The 24342-nt window shown below is 63.8% G+C and carries 22 protein-coding genes; 14 read left to right on the forward strand and 8 right to left on the reverse strand.

From position 1 onward, the window contains the following. Positions 1–11 precede the first annotated feature (11 nt). Positions 12–983 carry a GlxA family transcriptional regulator gene (locus tag ASD01_RS00425; RefSeq protein ID WP_029742620.1) on the forward strand — a complete coding sequence of 324 codons (972 nt, stop codon included), beginning with the start codon at positions 12–14 and terminating at the stop codon, positions 981–983. Positions 984–1028: 45 nt separating this feature from the next. Here ASD01_RS00425 and ASD01_RS00430 read toward each other — a convergent pair whose 3' ends face one another. Further along, positions 1029–2246: a LysR family transcriptional regulator gene (locus ASD01_RS00430; RefSeq protein WP_159415442.1), complete on the reverse strand. Its 1218-nt coding sequence runs from the start codon at positions 2244–2246 to the stop codon at positions 1029–1031. 215 nt (positions 2247–2461) lie between these two features. Between ASD01_RS00430 and ASD01_RS00440 the strand changes: the two genes are divergently transcribed. The 6 genes from ASD01_RS00440 to ASD01_RS00465 all read left to right on the forward strand — a co-directional run bounded on the left by ASD01_RS00440 (position 2462) and on the right by ASD01_RS00465 (position 10056). After that, positions 2462–4000, forward strand: coding sequence for an aromatic amino acid ammonia-lyase (locus ASD01_RS00440; RefSeq protein ID WP_034792145.1), 1539 nt, complete (start codon positions 2462–2464; stop codon positions 3998–4000). 18 nt (positions 4001–4018) lie between these two features. Beyond that, a complete protein-coding gene (locus ASD01_RS00445; protein WP_060528746.1) occupies positions 4019–5386 on the forward strand; it encodes a dihydroorotase in 1368 nt (455 codons plus the stop codon). 65 nt (positions 5387–5451) lie between these two features. Further along, positions 5452–6732 (forward strand): Zn-dependent hydrolase, encoded by a 1281-nt coding sequence (locus ASD01_RS00450; protein WP_034792149.1) that lies wholly within the window; start codon positions 5452–5454, stop codon positions 6730–6732. A gap of 1 nt (position 6733) precedes the next feature. After that, positions 6734–7831 carry a DUF917 domain-containing protein gene (locus ASD01_RS00455; RefSeq protein WP_060643513.1) on the forward strand — a complete coding sequence of 366 codons (1098 nt, stop codon included), beginning with the start codon at positions 6734–6736 and terminating at the stop codon, positions 7829–7831. 13 nt (positions 7832–7844) lie between these two features. Then, entirely contained in the window at positions 7845–8174 is a 330-nt protein-coding gene (locus tag ASD01_RS00460; RefSeq protein ID WP_034792152.1) for a TfoX/Sxy family protein, read from the forward strand. A 223-nt stretch (positions 8175–8397) separates the two neighbouring features. Beyond that, positions 8398–10056, forward strand: coding sequence for a urocanate hydratase (locus ASD01_RS00465; protein ID WP_034793553.1), 1659 nt, complete (start codon positions 8398–8400; stop codon positions 10054–10056). 58 nt (positions 10057–10114) lie between these two features. Here ASD01_RS00465 and ASD01_RS00470 read toward each other — a convergent pair whose 3' ends face one another. Further along, positions 10115–10558, reverse strand: a complete 444-nt coding sequence (locus ASD01_RS00470; RefSeq protein ID WP_082572744.1) for a cupin domain-containing protein — start codon at positions 10556–10558, stop codon at positions 10115–10117. 71 nt (positions 10559–10629) lie between these two features. Between ASD01_RS00470 and ASD01_RS00475 the strand changes: the two genes are divergently transcribed. Next, the gene (locus tag ASD01_RS00475) at positions 10630–12258 is read left to right on the forward strand and encodes a winged helix-turn-helix domain-containing tetratricopeptide repeat protein (protein WP_082572745.1); all 1629 of its coding nucleotides are present in this window, start codon (positions 10630–10632) and stop codon (positions 12256–12258) included. Between the two features lie 164 nt (positions 12259–12422). Beyond that, a complete protein-coding gene (locus ASD01_RS00480) occupies positions 12423–13229 on the forward strand; it encodes a class I SAM-dependent methyltransferase (RefSeq protein WP_034792154.1) in 807 nt (268 codons plus the stop codon). A 21-nt stretch (positions 13230–13250) separates the two neighbouring features. Here the strand turns inward: ASD01_RS00480 and ASD01_RS00485 are convergent, their stop codons facing one another. From ASD01_RS00485 to ASD01_RS00510, 6 genes are all read right to left on the reverse strand, one after another. Further along, the gene (locus tag ASD01_RS00485; protein ID WP_156552976.1) at positions 13251–13421 is read right to left on the reverse strand and encodes a hypothetical protein; all 171 of its coding nucleotides are present in this window, start codon (positions 13419–13421) and stop codon (positions 13251–13253) included. Between the two features lie 157 nt (positions 13422–13578). Then, positions 13579–14340 carry an SDR family NAD(P)-dependent oxidoreductase gene (locus tag ASD01_RS00490; protein WP_034792159.1) on the reverse strand — a complete coding sequence of 254 codons (762 nt, stop codon included), beginning with the start codon at positions 14338–14340 and terminating at the stop codon, positions 13579–13581. Positions 14341–14344: 4 nt separating this feature from the next. Next, a complete protein-coding gene (locus ASD01_RS00495; RefSeq protein WP_029742634.1) occupies positions 14345–15163 on the reverse strand; it encodes an ABC transporter permease in 819 nt (272 codons plus the stop codon). Next, complete coding sequence (locus ASD01_RS00500) at positions 15163–16029, reverse strand: ABC transporter permease (RefSeq protein ID WP_029742635.1); 867 nt, start codon at positions 16027–16029, stop codon at positions 15163–15165. Before ASD01_RS00500 ends, ASD01_RS00495 begins: the two co-directional genes overlap by 1 nt. Positions 16030–16259: 230 nt before the next feature. Then, positions 16260–17411 carry a polyamine ABC transporter substrate-binding protein gene (locus tag ASD01_RS00505; protein ID WP_060643514.1) on the reverse strand — a complete coding sequence of 384 codons (1152 nt, stop codon included), beginning with the start codon at positions 17409–17411 and terminating at the stop codon, positions 16260–16262. A 69-nt stretch (positions 17412–17480) separates the two neighbouring features. After that, complete coding sequence (locus ASD01_RS00510) at positions 17481–18563, reverse strand: ABC transporter ATP-binding protein (RefSeq protein ID WP_034792163.1); 1083 nt, start codon at positions 18561–18563, stop codon at positions 17481–17483. Positions 18564–18808: 245 nt separating this feature from the next. On the opposite strand from ASD01_RS00510, the gene ASD01_RS00515 reads away from it, so the two are divergent. From ASD01_RS00515 to ASD01_RS00535, 5 genes are all read left to right on the forward strand, one after another. Then, entirely contained in the window at positions 18809–19552 is a 744-nt protein-coding gene (locus ASD01_RS00515; RefSeq protein WP_164475044.1) for a helix-turn-helix transcriptional regulator, read from the forward strand. Positions 19553–19830: 278 nt separating this feature from the next. Next, the gene (locus ASD01_RS00520; RefSeq protein WP_034793557.1) at positions 19831–20796 is read left to right on the forward strand and encodes a sugar-binding transcriptional regulator; all 966 of its coding nucleotides are present in this window, start codon (positions 19831–19833) and stop codon (positions 20794–20796) included. A gap of 122 nt (positions 20797–20918) precedes the next feature. Next, positions 20919–22361 carry an extracellular solute-binding protein gene (locus tag ASD01_RS00525; RefSeq protein WP_034792193.1) on the forward strand — a complete coding sequence of 481 codons (1443 nt, stop codon included), beginning with the start codon at positions 20919–20921 and terminating at the stop codon, positions 22359–22361. Positions 22362–22546: 185 nt separating this feature from the next. Further along, on the forward strand, positions 22547–23470 hold the full coding sequence (locus ASD01_RS00530) for a carbohydrate ABC transporter permease (protein ID WP_034792195.1): 924 nt from the start codon (positions 22547–22549) through the stop codon (positions 23468–23470). Positions 23471–23481: 11 nt separating this feature from the next. Next, entirely contained in the window at positions 23482–24339 is an 858-nt protein-coding gene (locus ASD01_RS00535) for a carbohydrate ABC transporter permease (RefSeq protein ID WP_034792198.1), read from the forward strand. The last annotated feature ends 3 nt before the right edge of the window (positions 24340–24342 follow it).

The following is a 24342-nucleotide window of genomic DNA, read 5'->3' on the forward strand; positions in this document are numbered from 1 at the left end:
GAAGTTTGGGCATGGATCAGAACGTTTCGCAGGTGCAGCACGTCGATGTCCTGGTGCTGCCGGAGACCAATCTGATCCTCGTTGCCTCGGTCATCGAGCCGATGCGTGCCGCCAACCGCATTGCCGGCCGCCCGCTCTACGACTGGACGATCTACAGCCCCGACGGTGCGCCGATCGAAACGAAGAGCGGCATCCCCATTCCGGTCTCCGGTATCTTCCGGCCGCAGCGCGAGACGTCGCCGCTTTTCATCCTCTCGAGCTACAACTGGCAGCGCAGCGCCACTTCGCAGCTAAAGATGCTGCTCTCGCAGACCGCGCGGCACCGCGAGCTGATGGCCGGCATCGAATCCGGCTCCTGGCTGCTTGCCGAGACCAGCCTGCTCGACAATTTCAAGGCGACGACCCACTGGGAGGATTTCGAGGATTTCACCGCTGCCTACCCGCAGGTGACGATGGTGCGCGAGCGCTTCGTCATCGACGGCAAGCGCATCACGACCGGTGGCTCGTTGCCGACGCTCGACCTGATGCTGGAGCTGATCCGCCGGGCGCATGGCTATTCGCTGGCACTCGAAGTCTCCCGCCTCTTCATCTACGAGCAGGAGCGCACCCGCGGCGATCTCCTGCAGATGCCGACGATCGGCAACATGCGCATCCTCGATCCACGCGTCGGTGCCGCCGTCAAGCTGATGGAGGAAACGGTGGAAGCGCCCTTGACGCTCGCCAGGCTCGCCCGCCGCATCGGCGTCAGCACCCGGCATCTGCAAGATCTCTTTCGCGACACGATGGGCGTTGCGCCGCACGAGCACTACCTGGCGCTTCGTCTCAATGCGGCGCGGCGCAAGGTGATCGAGACGCGGATGGAATTTGCCGACATTGCCGCGATCTCCGGCTTCAACTCGTCGTCTTCTTTCTCGCGCAGCTACAGGGCGCACTACCGTGAAAGCCCGAGCGAAACGCGCAGGCGGCTGAAGCTGAAGAGCTGAGCGCGCGCTTCAAGTATCGATTCAGGCGGGAATTTCAGAGTCGTTTCAGGCGTTTGGCGGCCGATGATCAGGAACTGATTCCGCCGGCGATCTCGTCTCGGCGCTCATCTTCATCATCGAAATCATCAACTCGCCGATCTCGGCGGCGAAGGCGCCGCGCGGCCAGACGAGTGTCAGCGACTGCCGATAGGCGGGGCCGAGCCGGATCATGGCTGGCGGGCGATGCACGCGGGCGAGCGAGGATTGCGGCAGCACCGAGAGATAACCGTGCTGGCGAACGAGGTTGATGATCACGGGGATGGAATCGACCTCGACGAGGGTGATGCGCCGCCGTTCGGCTTCATCAAGCGTGTCGTCGAGGAAGCGCGCGGCCTCGCGGCGAAGGCCGCTCCGGACGCTCGGCACCGCGATCGGGCAGGCGGCGAGCAGCCGGGGCAGGTTGCCGCCCAGTTCCGAAAGGGCGGAGGCTGGCCCCGCCAGCACCAGCGGCGTCTGCGACACCAGCCGGCCGTCGCAGTCGGCCGGGATCTCGGCGACATCGAGCAGCGCGACATCGAACCGTCGGCTGCGAAGGCCGACGAGCAGTTCGTCGGCCGTGGTGCTGGAAATGAACAGTGGTTGGCGCGGGCGGGCGCGGTGCCAGTTCGCCGTCAGGGCCGCCAGCATGCGGGCGATCTCGCTTTCCGGACCAAGCGGCATGACGGCGCCGAGCCGCCAGGTGGCGACGTCGCGGCGAAAGCGGTCGGCAGAGGCGTGGGTCAGCCGCGCCCAGATATCGAGCAGGGCCTCGCTGAGAGGAATGATCCGCTCCGCGGTTGGCGTACAGAGGACCCCGCCATGGGAGCGTTCGAACAGCCTGGTGCCGAGATGGCGTTCGAGATCCGCCATCTGCCGCGTCAGTTGCGGCTGGCCGAGGCCGAGCGCCTTTGCCGTGGCACGGATGCTGCCGGAGCGGGCGATGCGCACGAAGCGGTCGAGCGCGACGAGGCCTATCGGCGGCACGGGGGCGGTCGTCTCCCGTTCGACGCCTTCCAGGATGGCGGTGATCTTGCCGGTTGCCTCTTCGACGTCGACGGCGCGCGCGCGCGCTTCGAGCGTCACCACCAGCGCTGTTTCTTCCCGACGGAAAAGCGGCATGGAGATCGCCTGCTCGAAGCGCTTGACCGCGGCGCTCACGCTCGACGGCGCCCGGCCGCAGAGAGTTGCGGCGCGGCGAACGCCACCTTCACGAAGCACCGCATCGACCAAAGCGATCGTCGCCATATCCATTCCAATGACCCCGGACGTGGCACCTTCATCAGGTGCGTTCTGAAATATGCATCACCCGTTCCGGATTTGGGATATAGCATGGATGCGCGATAAGCGCATAGCATGCATGAAGCACCCCGGCGTTTTCGAGCGTCGGGTGCGAGACATCAGAGCATCCGCGCACCGTTTCGAAACCGAAGCGCGCTCGGCGCGGAAGGATATTTATCGGCATGCTGTATCAGGTCAAAACCACCGTTCTCTGCGGGAAACCGCTGGACTTCGCGACGCTCGAGGATATCGGGGCGGGAAGGGCGCGACCGGTGGCTGACGACGGCGGCATGGAACGGGTGGCCGCCGCCCACAAGGTGGTTGCCGAACGTGTCGCGATGGGGCTTCCCGTCTACGGCTCCAACACCGGCGTCGGCTCGATGAAGGACCGGCTCTGGACCGCCGACGATCTCGCCGAATTCAACAATGCGCTGGTCAGAGCCCACCATTTCGGCACCGGCGAATTCTTTGCGCCGGCGATCGTACGCATGGCGATCGCCATCCGCGTGAACACCGCGATGCGGGGCCACACCGGCTGCAGCCCGGACCTGATCCGGGCGTTTCTGGCACTCAGCGAGCACGACATCATTCCGGCGGTGCGCCGCCACGGCTCCATGGGCTGCGCCGATATCGGGCTGATGGGCCAGATCGCCTCGGTGCTGACCGGTGTCGGCGAGGCCTATTACCAAGGGCGCCTCGTTTCGGCCGATACGGCGCTTGCCGAGGCGGGTCTCAAGCCGTTCGTCATGCAGCCGCGCGATGCACTGGCGGCTCTCAGCGTCAACGCCATTTCCTTTGCCGCTGCCGTAAACGTGCTGCGCGAGGCGGCGGCCGCGATCCGCGTGTTGCTCGTCACCGGCGTCATGTCGTCTCAGGCGCTCGGTGCCTCCGCCGACCCGTGGCGGGTGGCCGCGACGCTCTCGACCCGCGGCGAGGCGCTGGTCGGCTCCTGGCTCTATGGCCAGTCCGGCATTTCCGACTGGCCGTTACCGACGGCGATCCACGATCCCTTGAGCCTGCGCATGACCGCCCAGGTCTTCGGCGCGGTCGTCGATACGCTGCTGGTCGCCGCCGGCCGGCTGGTGGAGCAGACCTATCTCTCCGACGACAACCCTGTTGTCATCGGCGGCCAGGTCCATTCCTCCGGCGCATCGCTGCCGCTGACGACGACGCTCTATATCGAGGCGGCGCAGATCGCCTTTTCCCATGCGGCGCGCAATGTTTTGAACCGCTGCATCCTGCTGTCGAACGGCGGACGCCGCAATCTCTCGGTCAATCTGGTGGCGCCGGGGGAAGTCGCGACCGGGCTCGGGCCGCTGATGAAGCTTGCGGTCGAACTCTATATGCGCGTGCAGTCGCTCGCCGTGCCGCTTTCGGCGCAGTCGATCGTGGTTGCCGGCGGTCTCGAAGAGGAGGCGACCTTCCTGCCGCTGATCGTCGAGCGCATGGAAACCCAGGTGCGCGATCTGCGCCAGCTCGCCGCGATCGAGGCGATGCTTTCGGCCCAGGCGATCGATCTCGTCGGCGACCAGCCGCAGGGGATCGTCAAGCGCGCCTATGACCAGACCCGTTCGGTCAGCCCCATGTATCTCAAAGACCGGCCGCTCTCGAAGGAGATCGAGGCGCTGCAGGATGCGTTCACCTGCCACGACCTGTTGCGCTCCTTCGTCGCTCTGGCGCCGATGCCGGAATTCGACGACTTCTTCGCGCTCGACAAATAATCCGACTGGGAGAGCAGCATGTCCGATTTCGATCTCGTTCTGAAAGGCACCGTTGTTCTCCCCGAAAGGATCGTCGAGGGCGGCCACGTGGCGGTGCGCGACGGCAAGGTGGTGCATGTCGGGCAAGGGGCTGCACCCGCCGCGCGGGAGCGGCATGATCTCGGCAACGCGCTGATCCTGCCCGGGGCCGTCGACGCGCAGGTGCATTCGCTGTCGCAGAAGAACCAGGAGGATTTCCTCTGGTCGACCCGCTCGGCGGCGGCCGGCGGTGTGACCACTATTGTCGACATGCCCTATGACGAGGGCAATCTTGTCTGTTCGGCCGAGGCTCTTCGTCGCAAGATCGACCATGCGGGACCGCAGGCGCGCGTCGACTTCGCGCTCTATGGCACCGTGGACCCGGAGGAGGGACCGGCGCGCATCGGCGAGATGGTGGAGGCGGGTGTCGCCGCCTTCAAGTTCTCGACCTTCGGCACCGATCCAAAGCGCTTTCCCCGCATTCCGGCAGCCCTTCTCGAAGACTGCTTCCGGGCGATCGCGCCAACCGGGCTTTCAGCCGGCGTCCACAACGAGGATGACGAGGCGGTGCGTGCCGCGATCGACAAGGTCAAGGCGGCTGGCATCACCGACTACCGCGCCCATGGGCTGTCGCGTCCGCCGCTGACGGAACTGCTCGCCACCAACCAGATCTACGAGACGGGTGCCGCCACGGGCTGCCCGGCGCATGTGGTGCACTGCTCGCTCGGGCGCGGCTATGAGATTGCCGCCGCCTATCGCGCCCAGGGCTACAAAGCGACGATCGAGTGCTGCATCCACTACCTGACGCTCGACGAGGAAAACGATGTTCGCCGTCTCGGCGGCAAGGCCAAGATCAACCCGCCGATCCGGCCGCACGCCGAGGTGGAAAAGCTCTGGCGGCACGTGGCCGACGGCACGGTGACGATGGTCTCGACCGATCACGTCAGCTGGTCTGAGGATCGCAAGACCAATCCGGACATGCTGGCGAACGCGTCTGGCGTTCCGGGGCTCGAAGTCATGGTGCCGCTCTTCGTCAAGGGCGCGCTGGAGCGCGGCATTCCCTTGACGCGCGCAGCCGAGCTGATGACGCTGAACCCGGCCAGGCATTTCCGTCTTGATCATCAGAAGGGTGCGCTGGAACCTGGAAAGGATGCCGACATCATCGTCATGACGCCGGAGCCCTATGTCTATGATGCGGCCGAGAGCGGTCACAACGTCGTCGGCTGGTCGCCCTATAATGGCATTCGACTGCCCTGGCGCGTTTCAGCGACCTATCTGCGGGGCAGGCTTGCGTTCGATGGTCGCCAGGTTTTGGCCGAGCCGGGCGCGGGACAGTTTGTCCGGCCACTCGCCACTTTGGCTCTGTAAAGCGGAATGCGGAAAAGTGCGTGCGATTTTCCGCCCGCATCCGGCATCGAGATGTAGGAAATGTGATGAGCAAGACCGCCCACAAAGTTCCGGCCAATCTGCCCGTCAATGCCAGCCGGATTGCCGGCATCGTCAACGGCCTGGCTGGTATCACCGAGCCGGACCGGCCCTACACACGCCGCGCCTTCACGCCGCTGTTCCTCGAAGGCCGGGCCTTTCTCGACCGGCGTTTTCGCGCGGCCGGGCTTGAAACCCGCATCGACGCCGCCGGTAACCTGATCGGCCGGCGCAAGGGGAAAAAGTCGGCGCTCGGCACCATCCTGCTCGGCTCCCATTCCGACACGGTGCCGGATGGCGGCCGCTTCGATGGCATCGCCGGCGTGGCGGCGGCGCTTGAAGTGGCGCGCGCGCTTTCTGACAACGGCATCGACCTCGACCACGATCTGGAGATCGTTGATTTCCTGGCCGAGGAAGTGTCGATCTTCGGCGTTTCCTGCGTCGGCAGCCGCGGCATGGCGGGCGTGCTGCCCGATGGGTGGCTCAGCCGCACGCAAGGGGATCTGAGCCTCAGGCAGGGTATCGTCGAAGTGGGCGGTGACCCCTCCAGGCTTTCCGGCTCGAAACGCTCCGACATCAAGGCCTTCCTCGAACTGCACATCGAACAGGGGCCCATACTGGAGACTGGGCGGCTCGATGTCGGGGTGGTCACCGCCATCTCGGGCATCACCCGCATCGAGATCATCGTCGAGGGCCAGGCGGACCATGCCGGTACGACTCCGATGGGGCATCGGCGCGACGCGCTGGTTGCCGCCTCGCATCTGGTGTTGGAGATCGAGCGGCTGGCGACGGAATTTTCTCACGGCGACGGGCATTTCACCGCGACGGTCGGTGAATTCTCGATCGAGCCGAATGCAGCCAATGTGGTGCCGTCTCGCGTCCGGCTGCTGATCGATGCGCGTGCCGAGCTGCGGCCGCAAATGGAGCGGTTTCTGGCAACGCTCGGCTCCCTTTGCCAGGGTGTCGCCGAGGCGTCGGGCGTGACGATCCCGCCCGCCAATGTGATCTCGGACAACCACCCGACGCCGGGCGATCCGCTCCTGCTTTCGACGCTTGAAGAAAGCTGCGATGCGATCGGCGCCAAGCATCGGCGCATGGCCTCCGGCGCCGGTCACGACACCGCCTGGATGGGACGCATCACCCGTTCGGCGATGATCTTCATTCCCTGCCTCGGCGGGCGCTCGCATGCGCCGGAGGAGTGGGCCGAAAACGATGATATCGCGCTCGGCGCGGCCGTTCTCTTCGATGCGGTGAAGCGACTCGACAAGAAATTGCAGGAGAAGGTGTGAGATGGGCCGGATACTGAAGGAAAAGGATGTCGAGGCAGCGGTCAAGGGCGGTTCCGTCTATGCCGCAGGCGGCGGCGGCTGGGCCGATCATGGTCGTATGCTCGGCTATGCAGCGGTCTCGATCGGCAAACCCGAGCTCGTCTCGATCGACGAACTCGAGGCACAGGACTGGGTGGCTACGGCCGCCGCGATCGGTGCACCGGCCTCGACCACGCCTTGGGAGATGCGTGGGGTCGATTACGTCAAGGCCGTGCAGCTGTTGCAGGAGGCGCTCGGCGAGAAGCTCTCGGGGCTCATCATCGGCCAGAACGGCAAGTCCTCGACGCTGAACGGCTGGCTGCCGTCGGCGATACTCGGCACCAAGGTGGTGGACGCGGTCGGCGACATCCGCGCGCACCCGACCGGTGACATGGGCTCGATCGGCCTTGCCGGTTCGCCCGAGCCGATGATCCAGACGGCGGTCGGCGGCAATCGCGACGAGAACCGCTATATCGAGCTGGTCGTGCGCGGCGCCACGGCCAAGGTCTCGCCGGTCTTGCGCACCGCCTCCGACATGTCCGGCGGCTTCATTGCCTCCTGCCGCAATCCGGTCAGGGCATCCTATGTGAAAGCCAATGCGGCGCTGGGCGGCATCTCGCTGGCGCTGGCGCTCGGCGAGGCGATCATCGCGGCGGAAGCCAAGGGCGGCAGCGCAGTGATCGACGCGATCGTCAAGACGACCAATGGCGCGATTCTCGCCGAGGGCACGATCACTGACAAATCGGTCGTATATACCAAGGAAGCCTTCGACATCGGCACGGTGACGCTGGGGAAGGGCGCTGACTCAACGGTATTGCACGTGATGAACGAGTATATGGCGGTTGACTCTGCGGAAGGCACGCGGCTTGGGACCTTCCCCGACGTCATCACCACGCTGTCGCGGGAGGGCGAGCCTTTGAGTGTCGGCCAGCTGCAGGTGGGCATGAGGATCTTCGTGCTGCATGTGCCGAAGACGGTGATCCCGCTGTCCTCCAGCGTGCTCGACCCGACGGTCTATCCATCGGTTGAAAAGGCGATGGGCATCGAGCTCGCCCGCTACGCGCTTTCCAGCCGTAGCTGACGGGAGCAGGGTGATGGCGCGCGATGCAGGGCTAGAGGAACTAATCCGCGAAGAGCTCGGTGACCGCGCCGGGCTTTCGGAAAAAGCCATGTTCGGCGGCTGGGCCTATCTGCTTCAAGGCAACCTGCTACTTGGCGCGCGCGAGGGCTCTCTGCTCGTGCGCCTCGGCAAGGGCAATGACGGCTGGGCGTTGGCGTTGCCGGATATCGAGCTGATGGTGATGAACGGACGGGCGATGCATGGCTGGGTGCGCGCAGGGGCGGATGCCTATGGCGATGATGCGCTGCGCCGGCGGTTGCTGGATGGGGCGATCGCGTTCGTCGAGACGCTGCCGCCGAAGTGAATGAGGCTCGCTGCCTCGGCGGCGAGCCTCATTGGCCGCTCTCGCCAGTGCGTGTCGGGCCGTCACCACCCGTCGCCACAAGCATGAGAGGCGGCGACTTGCGCGTGCCACGAATGCAAGGGAGCAGGGATCTGCCCCCGCCATAAACGAGAGGCAGCGACCTCCCGTCGCCATGAATGCGTGGGGCAACCACCCCGCCGACAAGACAAAGAGGAACGAGACGATGCCCAAGGCCAATCCCCGTCATCCTGGTTTTCCCATCCCCGGTGGACCGGAGCTGCGCGCCAAGGGCTGGCGGCAGGAAGCGCTGCTGCGGCTCCTGGAAAACGTGCTTTCGGTCGGCGAGGATCCTGACAATCTGGTCGTCTATGCAGCACTTGGCAAGGCGGCGCGCAACTGGCCGGCGCACCGGGCTATCGTCAAGACGCTCATCGAAATGGACGAGGACCAGACGCTCGTCATCCAGTCCGGCAAGCCGGTGGGGCTCTTGAAGACCCACGCCAAGGCGCCGCTCGTCATCATGGCCAATTGCAACATTGTCGGCCAATGGGCGAACGCCGAGGTGTTCTATGATTTGCAGCGAAAAGGGTTGATCTGCTGGGGCGGGCTGACGGCCGGCGCCTGGCAATATATCGGCAGCCAGGGCGTGATCCAGGGCACCTACGAGATCTTCATGCGCATCGCCGAACGCCGTTTCGGCGGCGATCTCTCCGGGCGTTTCGTGCTGACGGCGGGGCTTGGCGGCATGGGCGGCGCCCAGCCGCTTGCCGGCCGGATGGCGGGGGCGGCGATCCTCTGTGTCGATATCGACGCGGAGCGGGCGAAGAAGCGCCGGGAGATCGGCTATCTGCAGGAGATCGCGCCCGATCTCGATACTGCGCTCTCGATGATCGACGCGGCAGTGAAGGACAAGCGGGCGCTCTCCGTCGGCCTCGTCGGCAATGCGGCTGAGATCTATCCGGAGATCGCCCGGCGTGGCATCGTGCCCGACGTCGTCACCGACCAGACGTCAGCGCATGATCTTGTCTACGGCTATGTGCCGAAGGGCATGAGCCTCGACCAGGTGAAATCGCTGCGCGACGACGGCCAGGGGCAATTGATGGCGGCGAGCCGCGCCTCGATCGTCGAGCACGTCAAGGCGATGCTCGACTTCCAGCAGAAGGGCGCGGAAGTCTTCGACAACGGCAACCTCATCCGCACCCAGGCGCGCGAGGGCGGCGTTGCCAATGCCTTCGACATCCCGATCTTCACCGAGGCCTATCTGCGTCCGCTCTTTGCCCGCGCCATCGGCCCCTTCCGCTGGATGGCGCTTTCCGGCGAGGAGAGCGACATCGCCCGGATCGACGATCTGCTGCTCGACATGTTTCCGCACAACCGCATCGTCACCAACTGGATCAGGCTTGCGCGCCAGCATATTCCCTTCGAGGGCCTGCCGGCCCGCATCGCCTGGCTCGGCCACGGCGAACGCACGGCGCTGGCGCGGCGCGTCAACGAACTGGTGGCATCTGGCGAACTCAAAGGCCCGATCGCGTTTTCCCGCGACCATCTCGATGCCGGCGCCATGGCGCATCCGAACATCATGACCGAGCGGATGAAGGACGGCTCGGACGCGATCGCCGACTGGCCGCTACTCGACGCCATGCTGCTCTGCTCCTCCATGGCCGATCTCGTGGTCGTCCATTCCGGTGGTGGCGGTTATGCCGGCTACATGACGAGCTGCGGCGTGACCGTTGTTGCCGACGGCACGGTCGAGGCCGACGAGCGCCTCGACTATGCCCTCACCAACGACACCTCGCTTGGCGTCATCCGCTATGCGGATGCCGGCTATGACGAGAGCCTTGAGGAGATCGCCGCCAAGGGCATCGGGCATGTGAAGGTGTAAGGACCTGTGAAGGTGTAAGGACCTGGCGGCGGCTTTGCCATAAGCAGTTTTGCACCTGTTACGGCACTCTGGAATCCATTTCAGGATAAAGAACAACGCTCTCCTGCGCGGTTGGCTCGTTGCGCGCCCCGATAAATACGGCTGGTTGGTCAGCTCGATTAACGGCCACGTGCAACACGTTGGCGGGGATGTACAGATAGTCTCCTGGGTGCATCACATCCCGGTGCTGGAGTTCATCGCCACTCCATAGTTCCAGCTCTTCGCCGCTCAACATGTAGAAGGCAGTTTCGTGGCGCTCATGCACATGCGCCTTGGTGCGCTTTCCAGGCGGTATCGTAGCGATACCGAGCCACAGTGCGGTGGAGCCAACCGACTCTGCACTAATGCCGGGCAGGTAATCGGGCCCCTGTTCAGCCCGGTAACCGGCGTCCCCTTTGGATACGAGGGCCTTGCCCCGCGAGAAGCCTGGACGCGCGTCGGTTCGTTCTTCTGAAATCGTCATTTTTCGGTCTCCTCTGTGGTAGTCTGGTCGACCTGCGCAAAGGATCGCAAGAAGACCGGCTGGAGTCCTGAATGGGAGGGCGAAAAGTTCCGAATTCTTCCGAAGACGTCGTGGCCGATAGTGTCGAGCCGCAACTGTTCGCGTTCGGGACATTCATCCTCGACATGGAGCGCGGCGCACTGACGCGTGAAGGGCGGCGGGTCGCAATTGGCCATAAGGGCTTGTTGCTGCTGCACGCGCTGGTGCGAGCGTCGATGCAGGTCGTGAGCAAGTCCGCGCTGATGGAGGCAGCCTGGCCCGCGGCTGTCGTCGAGGAGAGCAATCTCTCGGTTCAGATCGCTGCCTTGCGCAAGATGCTGGGCCCTCAACCGGAGGGGAACGAATGGATCGCCACCGTGCCGCGTGCGGGCTATCGTTTTGCCGCCCGGGTGAATAGCCTGCATCCGGTTGCCGCTGATGCGTCGCCGGCACTGCCAGGTTCGCCCGCGAACCCGGGCAGACCATCGATCGTGGTCCTACCGTTTGCAAATCTGAGCAGTGACAAGCAACAGTCGTATCTTGTCGATGGCATCACCGAAGATGTGATCACCGCGCTTACGAGATTTCGGTGGTTTCGGGTCATCGGGCGCAATTCAAGTTTCGTCTACAAGCACAAGTCGGTGAGCGCCAAGCAGGTGGGCCGAGACCTGGATGTCGATTACGTGCTCGAAGGAAGCGTGCGCCGCTCCGGCGGCCGTCTTCGGGTCTCCACGCAACTGGTCGAGACCACCTCGGCCAGCCAGGTCTGGGCCGAACGGTATGACCTGGAAATGGAAGAGGCATTCGCAGTTCAAGACGCCATCGCAGAGAGAGTTGCAGGTGCGATTGAACCAGAACTGTTGAAGACGGCATCATTCCCCTCGCCGGCGCGGCACACGGGAAATTTGTCGGCGTGGGAGATCGTGCGGCAGGGGACCTGGTATTTTCACCAGGTTGGCCAGCAGACCCACTTGATGGCGCGAGAGCTATTCAGGGAGGCGTGTCGGCTTGATCCCGAGCTTGCCGAAGCGCATCTCTGGCTTGGTCGCGTGAGCGCAGGCATCGTCGCCTATGGATGGAGCGAGCTTCCTTCCGATGACATCAGAGAGGGTTTGGACGCCGCCTTGGCAGCCGTTCGGCTCGACGAAAAGAACCCGTACACACACTATGCGCTGGCGATCTGCAGCGCGTACGCGAATGCGCCCGAGCAGGCGGTCCTCGCCGCCGAAAGGGCGATCGAGATCAGCCCGAGTTTCGCCCTTGGCCACCTTGTCCTGGGGATGGCGGAGCTGTTCAGGGGGAACGCGTCCGGTGCCATAGCGTCGCTTGAACACGGTCTCATGTTGAACGCCAATGACCCGCAGAACTTCGTCTGGCTGAATTTTCTGGCGCTCGCCCACCTGTTTGCAGGCGATGGAACAAACGCGCTCGCTGCTGCCGTGAAGGCCCAAAAGGTGCGCCCCGGATGGCGGCCGGTCCAAGAAACGCTGGCCTGCTGTTATGCGGCTGCCGGGCGTCTTGCAGAGGCTCGATCATCGCGCGCGTTGATGAGCGAATTGGAGAACGTGTCAGGCGACGCTCTAGAGCCGCTAAGACAGCGCAATCCGCATTGGCAGAAACGATTGGCGGAATTGTTGCAACAAATCCCGAGCAACTTGCTTCAGACGCCTCAACCTTCCTGACTTCCTTGCTGCTTTGCCATTCTCAAAAATCACGCCCGCTCACGCAGGCGATCTGACGACGTACCTTCCACCGTTTCTGCTGACGGCGCTCGAGCGGTGAGCCGGTGTCTTGGTGTCGCGCCTGCCACACGTTACAATGCACGCCTCACTGCCCGGAGGCGATCATGACATCGAGCTTCAATGTGCAGAGTGCTGCCGGCTACGAACAGTTGATGGGCCGGTGGAGCCGGCGGCTTGCGCCGCCATTCATCGACTTTGCGGGTGTTGCCGACGGTGAGCGGGTGCTGGATGTCGGTTGCGGCACGGGCAGCCTTACCTTTGCCTTACCGCGCGCGGCCGATGTCAGCGAGATCGTTGCAATCGACTTTTCGCCTGTTTTCGTCGAAGCGACGATCCGGGCGAGTTCAGATCCGCGGATCAAAGTCCAGCAGGCCGACGCCTGCGCGCTGCCCTTTGCCGATGCATCCTTCGACCGGGCGATGGCGCTGCTGGTGCTGCATTTCGTGCCGGAATCGGGAAAGGCGGTCGCCGAGATGCGCCGAGTCACCCGGCCGGGCGGCGTCGTTGCAGCCGTTGTTTGGGATCACTTTGGCGGCATGCCGGGCATGCGCATGGTGCTCGATGTGGCGGCGATGCTGGATGGAAATGCCGAGCAGGTGCGCAGTCGCTATTGTTTCCAGCCGATGATGCGGCCCGGGGAAATGATGCAGAACTTTGCGGCGCACGGTCTTGAAAGGGTCGAGCAGACGTCACTGATGATCCGCATGGACTATCAGTCGTTCGAGGATTTCTGGCAGCCGATCGCGGCGGGCGAAGGACCGCTCGGCAAATACATCGGTGCGCTGGATTCTGGTCAGCGGGCGAAGATCGATGCGGCGGTCAGGGCCGCCTACCAGGCTGGCCAGCCCGATGGGCCGCGGTCCTTTGCGGCGGTTGCCTGGGCCTGCCGGGGGATTGTTCCTGGGGCGTAGCGGGCTCCTCACTTGCCGCCGTCATTCCTCACCATTTCTGTCGTCGACTGGTGGCAGGAAGCGATAGCGCCCGCGACTGATCTTCACCACCTTGCCTTCAGCGACCAGCTTTTTCAGTTCCTTGGCGATGCGGTAGCATTCCGCTGCGCTGTAATCCTTCATGACGCCGAAGTGATGCAACACGCGGCACATCTGCGCCCATTCTTGAACCGGCTCATGCCTTGCCATCTCGTGATTGCGAGCATTGGGACCGCCTCACGGCGTGGGCCTTCCGGCGCTCACTTCTTCAGTGTCGGATTTTCCGCCGCGGCACTTCACCATGACGGGATGTTACCGCACTCTCTGTTCATCACACCACCGTCTCGCCGCCGTCCACCACCAGGATCTGGCCGGTCATGTAGGAGGAGCGGTCGGAAACGAGGAAGAGGATCGACTCGGCGATCTCCTCGACGCTGGCCCAGCGGCCGAGCGGCACCTTTTCGCGGATATAGGATTCGATTGCGCCGCGGCCGCCCATTTGCGCGATGAACGGTTCGTTGAAGGGGGTGTCGACCCAGCCGGGGCAGAGCGCGTTGACGCGAATGCCGTGGCGGGCGTAGTCGCCGGCCATCTGCTTGGTCATGGCGATGACGGCGTGTTTGGTGGTCGTGTAGGCGATCATCTCGCGGTCGTAGAGCACGCCCGAGGATGAGGAGGTGTTGAGGATGACGCCGCGGCCGGCGGCGCGCATCGACGGCATGACCAGCCGCGCTGCCATGAAATGGGCGCGGACATTGAGGTTCCAGGAGCGGTCGAAGCCGGCGACCTCGACCTCTTCCAGGTCCCCCGCGACCTGGGCGCCGGCGTGGTTGTGCAGAATGTCGATGCGGCCGTGGCGATAGAGGATATCGGCGATGCCGTCAGAAAGGGCCGAGTCATCCGTCACGTCGATGGTGAGCGCCTCGGCGCTGCCGCCTTTGGCGGCGATTGCCTCGACGGCGGTTGCCGCGGCCGAAAGGCTGCGGTCGATGACGACGACATGGGCGCCTTCGCGCGCCATGATGGCCGCACCCGCCTGACCGATCCCGGAGCCCGCTCCGGTCACGATCGCGACCCGGTCTTTCAGGATCATGGTTTCACTCCCCGGATTTCGTTTTCTTTTCCCGCATCAGGATGCGGGCGGTCAGGATCAGAAGCAGCGAGGCGACGAGCACCAGCGTCGCGATCGCGTTGATCTCGGGCGTCACGCCGCGGCGGATCGAGGCGAAGACGTAGATCGGCAGCGTGGTCTTCGAGCCCGCGACGAAGAAGGCGATGATGAAATCGTCGAAGGAGAAGGTGAAGGCCAGAAGAAAGCCGGCAAGGATCGACGGCAGGATCTGCGGCAACACGATCAGCCGGAAGGTGGTGAGCGGTGTCGCGTAAAGGTCGCTCGATGCCTCGACGATATCGCGGCCGAGGCTGGCGATGCGGGCCTTCACGATCATCGTCACCAGCGCCATCGAGAACAGGCCGTGAGCGGCGATGATAGAGCCGTAGCCAAGGCCGAGCTGCGGCGGCTGGTCGCCGGGCCAGATCGTCGCCAGCGCCGGGTTGACGAAGGAGAAGACGGCAACGAGGGCGACCAGCGTGGCGATGCCGATGACCACACCGGGCACGACGATTGCGGCTGCAAACAGCGCATCGAAGATCGCCCGGTTGCGCGGAGCCATCCGCTCCATCCCGAGGGCTGCCATGGTGCCAAAGATCGCGGCGAGTGTGGCGCTGGTAAAGGCGATCAGCAGGCTGTTCTGCAGCGCCGAAACCAGGAAGGTATTTCCAAGCGCCTTGCCGTACCAGGCGGTCGAAAACCCGGTGAACTCGCTCGCATTGCGCCCGGCATTGAAGGAGAACAGGACGACGAGCGCGATCGGGGCGTAGAGGAAGAGGTAGACGGAGGAGATGAAGGCGCGCATCAGACGAGATCCACCTGTCTTGTGCCGGCGACGCGGAAGGCAATGCGCATTGCCACCATCAGGATCACGACGACGACGGCAACCAGCGTGACGGCGATCGCGGAGCCGAACGGCCAGTTTCGCGATTGCAGGAAGAGATCGACCAACGCATTGCCGATGAAGAAAACCTTGCCGCCGCCCAGGAGCTGCGGGATCAGGTATTCGCCGAGCAGCAGGATCGTCACCAGCGCGACGCCGGTCATGACACCCGGCAAGGAGAGCGGCAGGGTGACGCCGAAGAAGGTCGACACCGGCCTCCCGCCGAGGTCGGCGGAGGCCTCGAGCAGGCGGCGATCGAGTTTTTCAAGGCTCACGTAAATGGGCATGATCATCAGCGGCAGGTAGCCGTAGACGATACCGAGAAGCACGGCGCCCGGCGTGTTCAACATCCTCACGTCCTCGATGCCGATCATCGAGAGCAGATTGGGGATCCCGCGCGAGCCAAGAATGTACATCCAGGCATAGGTGCGCACGAGCAGGCTCGTCCAGAAGGGCACGACGACGAGCGACACGAGGATCAGCCGGTAGCGCGGGTTCGCCTTGACCGCCAGATAATAGGCGACCGGATAGGCGATCAGCAGGCAGGCGAGCGCGCCGACCGGCGCGAGGATCAGCGTGTTCCAGAAGGCGGCCGCCCGTGTCGGCAGGTTGGCGAATTGGGCAAAGGTGAAGGCTGCCTGATAGCCGCCTTCCGGTGCGCGTTCGCCGAAAGCGAAGACCAGCATGGCGATGAAGGGCAGCACGAGGAAGATCATCAGCCAGGCCGCGGCCGGCGCCACCAGCGCCGCCGTCACCAGGTTTCTCTTCGTGTTCGTTGCCGCGGTCATAAATTCTTCCGTTCGCGTTTCATCAGCACTTCGATGCGAGCGGGAGGGAAAGGCCCCTCATCCGCCTGCCGGCACCTTCCCCCCGCAGGTGGGGGAAGGGGATTTGTGGCACCCGCCCGGTCCCTTTCTTCCGGCAGAAGCAGGAGGGCGGGGAGCTTGCCGCTTGTTCCTTCTCCCCGCTTGCGGGGAGAAGGTGCCGGCAGGCGGATGAGGGGCAGTCACATGCCAGATCAAGCCGACTTGAAGCGCGCCATCAGTTCGGCGCGGCCGGGGTCGGTGAGGGTCACGGCGGCGCCGAATTCGAGCGGCGTCAGCGCGGCCTCGTCCGGATAGACGATCTTGTTGGAGGTAACGTCGACCGGCAGCAGCTTCATGACGCGGCTGTCGGTGGTCGGTGCGCCGTTGGCGATGTGCTCCTTCATGGCGTTTTCCGGCGCCATCAGATAGTTGAGCAGCGCGTAGCCGGCGGCCTTGTTGGCGGCACTCTTCGGGATCGCGTAGAAGTCCGACCAGATCTCGCCGCCGTCCTTGCCGAGCGTGAACAGGATTTCCGGCATGTCGCGGTTGAGCTGGGCGCCGTCATTGGTCCAGCACATGGTCATCCAGGCATCGGTCGCGCGCATCGACGGCTGGTAGTCGCTGTTGATGGCGTAGAGGTGTGGTTTCACCTTGATCAGCAGTTCCTCGGCCTTGGCGAGTTCGTCCGGCTTGATCGAGTTGAAGGAATAGCCGAGCGAGTTGCCGATGGTGGTGAGCTGGTAATCGTGCACCATGGCGCGGCCGTCGCCTTCGGTCATGGCGATCTCGAAGAATTCCTTCCAGCTCGTCACCGGCTTCTTGATCTTCGCCGAGTTGACCGCGATGCCGGTCGTGCCCCAGTTCTTCGGCACGGCATAGGTCTTGCCGTCGACGATGCCTTCGTTGGTGAAGCGCGCCGTCTCGGTCGACGCGTCGTAGTTCGCAAGCTTGGAAAGATCGAGTTCGTCGATGAGGCCAAGCTTCACATAGGTCGAGATCGTGTAGTTGGTGGGAACGAAGAGGTCCCAGCCGGTGCCGCCGGCCTGGAGTTTCGCCAGCATCTCTTCGTTGGAGCCGAAGACGTTGACCTCGACGGCAACGCCGGTGGCCGCCTGGAAGGCTTCGAAGGTCGCCGGATCATGGTAGTTCGGCCAGGTGGCGATCGACATCTGCGTGCCGAGGTCGCCGGCAAAGGCGGTGGAATTGAAGAGGCCGGGCTGGCGCGCCAGAACGGCGGTCGCAAGACCGAGGCCGGTGACGCCGAGGAAGTGGCGGCGCGTGACCGAGCCGCGCTTCAGGCGCATCAGTTCGTCCGCGAGCTGGTCGGCGGTGATAGGGGCATTTTCTCTGTACCATTTGCTCATGACGCTGTTCCCTTTATCGTTTGACGTTCATGCGTAGGCGGCAGAACCGGCTTCGGAAGCCGGGCGATGTCAGGCTGGAAAGACGTGAAGCGCGTTCGGATCGAAGGCGAGGCCGACCTTTTCGCCGGGCTCGACCAGCTCGCTGTCGCCGAGCGTGCGGCGGTCGGCCGTCACGAGGAAGTCGCCGAGACCGTCGACCGCGACGGAATATTCGACCGCTGACCCCAGGAAGATCCGGTGGGTGACGGTGCCGGCCAGCGCCGCCGTGCTGACGGCACCGTTGCGCGTCAGGCGGATCGCCTCGGGCCGGAGTGCCACCATGGCCGCCCCCCGTGTGCCGTTGATCGCGGGGGCGGCAAAACGCGTGCCGTTGGCGAGCTCGATCGAGGCGTTGCCGTCGACGGTCGCCGAGATGCGGTTGGTCTTGCCGACGAAATCGGCGACGAAGAGGCTTGCGGGCCTGTCGTAGATTTCCTGCGGCGGGCCGACCTGGACGATGCGACCGGCATTCATGACGCAGACGAAATCGCTCATCGACAGCGCTTCCTCCTGGTCGTGGGTGACGAGCACGAAGGTGATTCCGAGTTCGCGCTGCAGCGTCTGCAGCTCGATCTGCATGGCGGTGCGCAGCTTCTTGTCGAGGGCGGCGAGGGGCTCGTCGAGCAGCAGCACCTTCGGCTTGTTGACGATGGCGCGGGCGAGCGCCACGCGCTGCTGCTGGCCGCCGGACATTTCGTGGATGCGGCGCTTGCCGAAACCGCCGAGCCGTACCATCTCCAGCGCCTCCTGGGCGCGGCGAGAAATCTCGGCGCCGGCGATGCGCGGCCGCATCTGCTTCAGCCCGTAGGAGACGTTCTGCTCGACGTCGAGATGGGGGAACAGCGCATAGTGCTGGAACACCATGTTGACCGGGCGGCGATAGGCGGCAACGCCATTCATCGGCTCGCCGCTGATGAAGACCGTGCCTTCGCTCGGCTGCTCGAAGCCGCCGATCATGCGCAGACACGTGGTCTTGCCGCAACCCGATGGCCCGAGAAGCGCCATGAAGGCGCCGCGCGGCACCTGAAGATTGATGTCGGAAACGGCCGTCACGGCGCCATAACGTTTGGCGACCGAACGGAACTCGATGTCGTTCGTCGAAGCGGATGTCACGTCTGTTCCCTGCGGTTGTTATCGGATGTCGCCAGGATCTTGCATCCTGGCACTCCACCGTCATTGACACACAGCCTAGTCACCGCGTGCCCTGCCGGTATATACCCCGAGAGAGGTATTTCAACGCAGATTGCTCTGTGTGAGGAGTATACCCCAGAGCAGGAAACACCGGCCGGGAGGGCGGTTTGAGCGTCGATCTCGAAGGACTTTTTCAGGTCATGGCGCCGCTGGTGGCGGGTGCCGCGATGGACGACGATGCTGTCGGCTCCACCTATCGGCGGCTGATGTCGACGCTGATGACCTTCGACTACGTGGTTGTCTTTGCCTATCGCGGCAAGGAACGCCCGATCGACCTCTACAGCACCTTCAACGCCAAGGATCACGTGCTCTTCGTCAGCCTCTATCAGGCTGGACCGTACCTGCTCGACCCGTTCTACCACGCGGCGATCAAGAGTGAGCCCGGCGTCTGGCGGATGCGGGAGCTGGCGCCCGACCGGTTCTTCTCCTCGGAATATTATCGCACCTATTATGTGCAGACGGGGCTTGCCGAAGAGGTCGGCTTCTTCGTGCCGATCGACGAGCAGATCACCGTCGTGCTTTCGCTGATGCGGCGCGAGGCGACGGGGACTTTCAGCGCGACGGAGTTCGCGCTGTTGAAAAAGGTGGAGCCGCTGGTCTCCGGCCTGGTGCGCCATCACTGGGCCGATCTCGGCCGCCGGTTCGATGCGGCGCTGGCGAAAACCGGGCGCAGCAGGCGCAAGGCGACGCACCCGCCGGCCGACGGCGTCTGGCAGCATCTCAATCTGACGGACCGCGAAGCCTCGATCATCGAACTGGTGCTGCAGGGCCATTCGTCAGAATCGATCGGCCTCAGGCTCGGCATCTCCACCGGCACGGTGAAGGTTCATCGCCGCAACGTCTATCGCAAGCTCGGCATCTCCTCGCAGACCCAGCTTCTGTCGCTCTATCTGAGAAATCTCGGGCAATAATCCTGCGATCCTTGCACCGCTGATCGGCCGTTCGATCTTCCGCCTGCGTTGCCCTTTTTCCGCTTTTGACGAGCCTACGCCGTCTGGCGCTTGCCTGCGACCGCTGCCCCTGCGTGCAGCCGCCGCAACTGCTCAACCGTCTCTTCGCAAACGTGATCGCTCATTTGTCAAACGCTATTGACAAAAATTTCACGCCATGAAATTTCTTTCATTAACGGATAAAAATATCACGCGGTGCAAAAAATATCATGCAGCGCAACAAGAGCCGGGTGGAGACAATGACGATTGGCGGGACGGGCATTCGTGATGACGAAACCAGCATGGCGACACGGGCGGCGTGGCTGCACTATGCCGGCGGCCTGACCCAGGCGGAGGTCGCCAAGCGCCTGGGGCTCACCTCGCTCAAGGCCCACCGGCTGATCATGAAGGCCAACCAGGAAGGCCTGGTGAAGGTCTATATCGACGGCGAAGTCTCCGAATGCGTGGAGCTCGAACAGGCGCTTTCGGCGCGCTACGGCCTCGACTATTGCGAAGTGGTGCCGGACTTCGATTCCGATGACCTGCCGCTGAAGGCGCTTGGCATTTCCGGCGCACAGTTCCTGAAGCGTGAGATCGAGCGTGGCGAAACGGCGCTGGTCGGAGTCGGTCATGGCCGCACGCTTGCTGCTTGCGTCGAATATCTGCCGCGGATCGCCAGCGGCAACACCCGCTTCGTGTCGCTGCTCGGCGGGCTTACCCGCAAGTTCTCCGCCAACCCGCATGACGTGATCCACCGGCTCGCCGAGCGTACGGGGGCAGAGGCCTATGTCATGCCAGTGCCGTTCTTCGCCAACACGGTCGAGGATCGCGACGTGCTCTTCAGCCAGCGCGGCGTGCGCGAAGTCTTCGATCTCGCCAAGACAGCCGATCTCCTGATGGTCGGCATTGGCACCGTCGAGCGCGAGGCGTCGCTGGTTTCGACCGGCATGATCGAGACCAGCGAGATCGAGGACATCCAGAAGGGCGGGGCGATGGGAGAGTTGCTCGGCCACTTCTTCGACCGCGACGGCAAGCCGGTCGAGACGACGCTTTCCGACCGCACGTTTACGCTCAGCCGCGAGGACCTGAAGAACCGCCGCACGGTCGCTGTTGCCGGCGGCAAGATCAAGGTTCCGGCCATCCGGGCGGTGCTCGCCAGCGGGCAATTGAGCGGTCTCATCACCGACGAGAGGACTGCGAGGGCGCTGGCCGCCGACGGCGCATGAGGCGCTGAAACATTCGAGGCCATGCGGAGGGCAGGGAGGATCTGCCATCCGGGCCTTAACGGGAGGAATACCGGTGGGGTAGCCGGCAGTCGCAATCATACCCGCAACGGAGGAGAAGACGAATGTACGAGAAGGAGAAGGACCTCATCAGCGCATTCCTGCGTGGGGAGGTGGACCGCCGCGGCATGCTCAAGGGATTGGGGGCTGCAGGCCTGGCAGCCGGCACGGCCGGCACGTTGTTCAACATGATGTCGACGCAGGCGCTCGCCGCCGATTTCGACTGGAAGGCGCATTCGGGCAAGAAGCTGAAGCTGCTTTTGAACAAGCACCCTTACGCCGATGCGATGATCGCCAACCTGCAGGCCTTCAAGGACCTGACCGGCATCGACGTTACCTATGACGTGTTTCCGGAAGACGTCTATTTCGACAAGGTGACGGCGGCGTTGTCTTCGGGCTCGGCAGAATACGATGCCTTCATGACCGGCGCCTACATGACCTGGACCTATGGACCGGCCGGCTGGATCGCCGACCTCAACGAATGGATCAAGGATCCGGCCAAGACCAACCCCAACTACAACTGGGACGATTTCCTCGCAGGCGTGAAGAATTCCTGCGCCTGGAACGGCCAGCCGGGCGGGGCGCTCGGCTCGGAAGACGCCAAGCAGTGGTGCATTCCGTGGGCGTTCGAGCAGAACAACATCACCTATAACCGCGAGATGTTCGACAAGGCCGGCGTCGAGCTGCCGAAGAACCTCGACGACATGATCACGGTGGCGGCCAAGCTGCAGAAGGACATCGGTGGCATCTACGGCATCGGCGTTCGCGGTTCGCGCTCCTGGGCGACGATCCATCCGGGCTTCCTGTCGGGTTATGCCAACTTCAACCAGAAGGACCTGAACGTCTCGGCCGACGGCAAGCTGTCAGCGGCGATGGGCACGGCGGAATCCAAGGCCTACCACGCCAAGTTCGTGCAGATGATCCAGGAAAGCGGTCCGAAGGACTGGTCGACCTACACCTGGTATCAGGTCGGCACCGACCTTGGCGCCGGCGCTTCGGCGATGATCTTCGACGCCGATTGCCTCGGCTACTTCATGAACGGTGGCGACAACAAGATGGCCGGCAAGCTCGGCTATGCCGCCTTCGCCGCCAACCCGGAAGCCACTGCCTCGACGCCGAACATCTGGATCTGGTCGCTCGCCATGTCCAACTTCTCCAAGGACAAGGACGCCACCTGGTACTTCCTGCAATGGGCTTCCGGTCCGGAGCATGCGCTGTTCGGCGCCACCAAGATGGACTTCGTCGATCCGGTTCGCCAGTCGATCTGGAAGGACGAGATCTTCCGCGAGAAGCTCAACGGCAAGTATCCGGGTTACGTCGAAATGTTCGACGCCTCGGCCGCCGGCGCCTCCATCAAGTTCACGCCGCAGCCGCTGTTCTTCGACGTGACCACCGAATGGGCGTCGACGCTGCAGAAGATGGTCGCCAAGCAGGTGCCGGTCGATGAGGGTCTCGACCAGCTCGTGGAAAGCATCAACCGCCAGCTCCAAGAGGCGGGTCTCGGCTGATAGGCCTCCCAAGCGATCCCCGGCGCCAGCACGCGCCGGGGATCCCGAGATGCCGGCTCGACCGGCCTGTTGCGACCGGTTTGAGGTCGCGCCGAAATCAACCTGAGATGCCGAGGAACTGGCGCGGCGCCTGAAGGCTGCCGCGTGCCGCGTGCTCTTCAAAGACGTCAGGAACGGAGCTCGACATGGCTTCAACAGAAACCCTCAAGAGACCAGCCTCCGGTTTCAGGATCAGCAGGAAGATGCTTCCCTATGTGCTGAGCCTGCCGGCGCTGCTCGTCTGCATCGGCATCCTCATCCCGTTCTTCACGGCGGTCATCTACTCCTTCCAGCGCTACCGGTTGAGCCAGCCCTGGGCGCGCCAGTTCAACTGGGGCGAAAACTACCTCAACTTCTTCACCGACCCGGCCTTCTGGAACACGCTGAAAGTGTCGCTGCTCTATGCCGGCCTCACCGTGACGCTGGAACTGCTGCTCGGTCTCGGCATCGCGCTGCTGCTGCAGCGGCGCTCCGCGGTCAACAACTTCATCTCGATCATGCTGCTTTTGCCGCTGATGATCGCGCCGGCGCTGGCCGCCTTGATGTGGAAGCTGATGACCAATCCGAGCTTCGGTATCCTCAGCTATCTCGCAAGCCTGATCGGACTGCATGATTTCCGCTGGGCGTCCTCGCCGGACACAGCGCTGCTCACCGTCGTGCTCGTCGACATCTGGGTCTATACGCCCTTCATCATGATCCTGCTGCTTGCGGGCTTGCGCTCGCTGCCGACGCAGCCCTTCGAGGCGGCCGCACTCGATGGCGTGCCGCGCAGCTTCGTCTTCTTCCGCATCACGCTTCCGATGCTCACACCTTACATCCTGACGGCAACGCTGTTCCGGTTGCTCGACAGTATCCAGCAGTTCGACATCATCTACGCGATGACCCAGGGCGGGCCCGGCAACACGCTCACCGTCTTCCAGGTCGAGGCCTATCTCAACTTCTTCCAGTCGACCAATGTCGGCCGGTCGGCGGCACTGCTGATCATCCTGTGGGCGATCACCTACACGCTGTCCAACGTCTTCATCAAGAACTGGCTGCGGCTGCGCGAACGCGCACGCGGCGAAGCGTAAAGGAGGGACCAATGGAAACCATGTCTCCGCTCGAACGGACCTTGCGCGGTCTCGCCCTCACGCTCGTCGTCGTCTTCTTCATGTTCCCGATCTTCTGGATCTTCCTGATGTCGTTCCAGACGAACGAGACGATCCTCGCGATCCCGCCATCGGTCGTGTTCTCGCCGACGCTTTCCAACTATGCGGCGCTGATCACCGGCAAGCTGCAGACGGCGGCCGGAACGCTCGACATCGCCTTCATGCGCAATCTCGGCAACTCGATCTTCCTGTCGGTCGCCTCCGTCGCCGTGGCGCTGGTGCTCGGCGTGCCAGCGGCCTATGCCTTTGCCCGCCACAAGTTCAAAGGATCGGAAGACATCGCGTTCACGCTGCTGTCCTTCCGCTTCGCGCCGCCGCTGCTGGTGCTCCTGCCGCTGACGCAGTACTTCCAGTGGCTCGGGCTCTCCAACACTTACTTCGGCCTGATCTGGGTCTACCAGCTGATCTGCCTGCCGCTGATTCTCTGGATCGTGCGCGGCTACTTCGAGGACATCTCGGCCGACGTCGAATATGCCTATCGCATCGCCGGCCATTCCTGGTTTGCGACGTTCCGCAAGATCGCCCTGCCGCTTGCCGGACCGGGCATTGCCGCCGCCGGCCTGCTCGCCTTCATCTTCGCCTGGAACAACTTCGTCTTCGCGCTGGTGCTGGCATCTGCCGACAAGCAGCCGGTGACGGTCGGCGCGCTTGCCTTCGTCACCTCCTCGGGCATCCAATACGGACAGATCGCCGCGGCCATCGTGCTTTCGGTGACGCCGACGCTCGCACTTGCACTCTACGCCCAGCGCTACCTCGTCGAAGGCCTGTCGCTCGGCGCGGTGAAAGGGTAACTC

Origin of the sequence: Ensifer sp. Root423, assembly GCF_001426275.1 — a bacterium.
GTDB classification, from domain to species: domain Bacteria; phylum Pseudomonadota; class Alphaproteobacteria; order Rhizobiales; family Rhizobiaceae; genus Ensifer; species Ensifer adhaerens.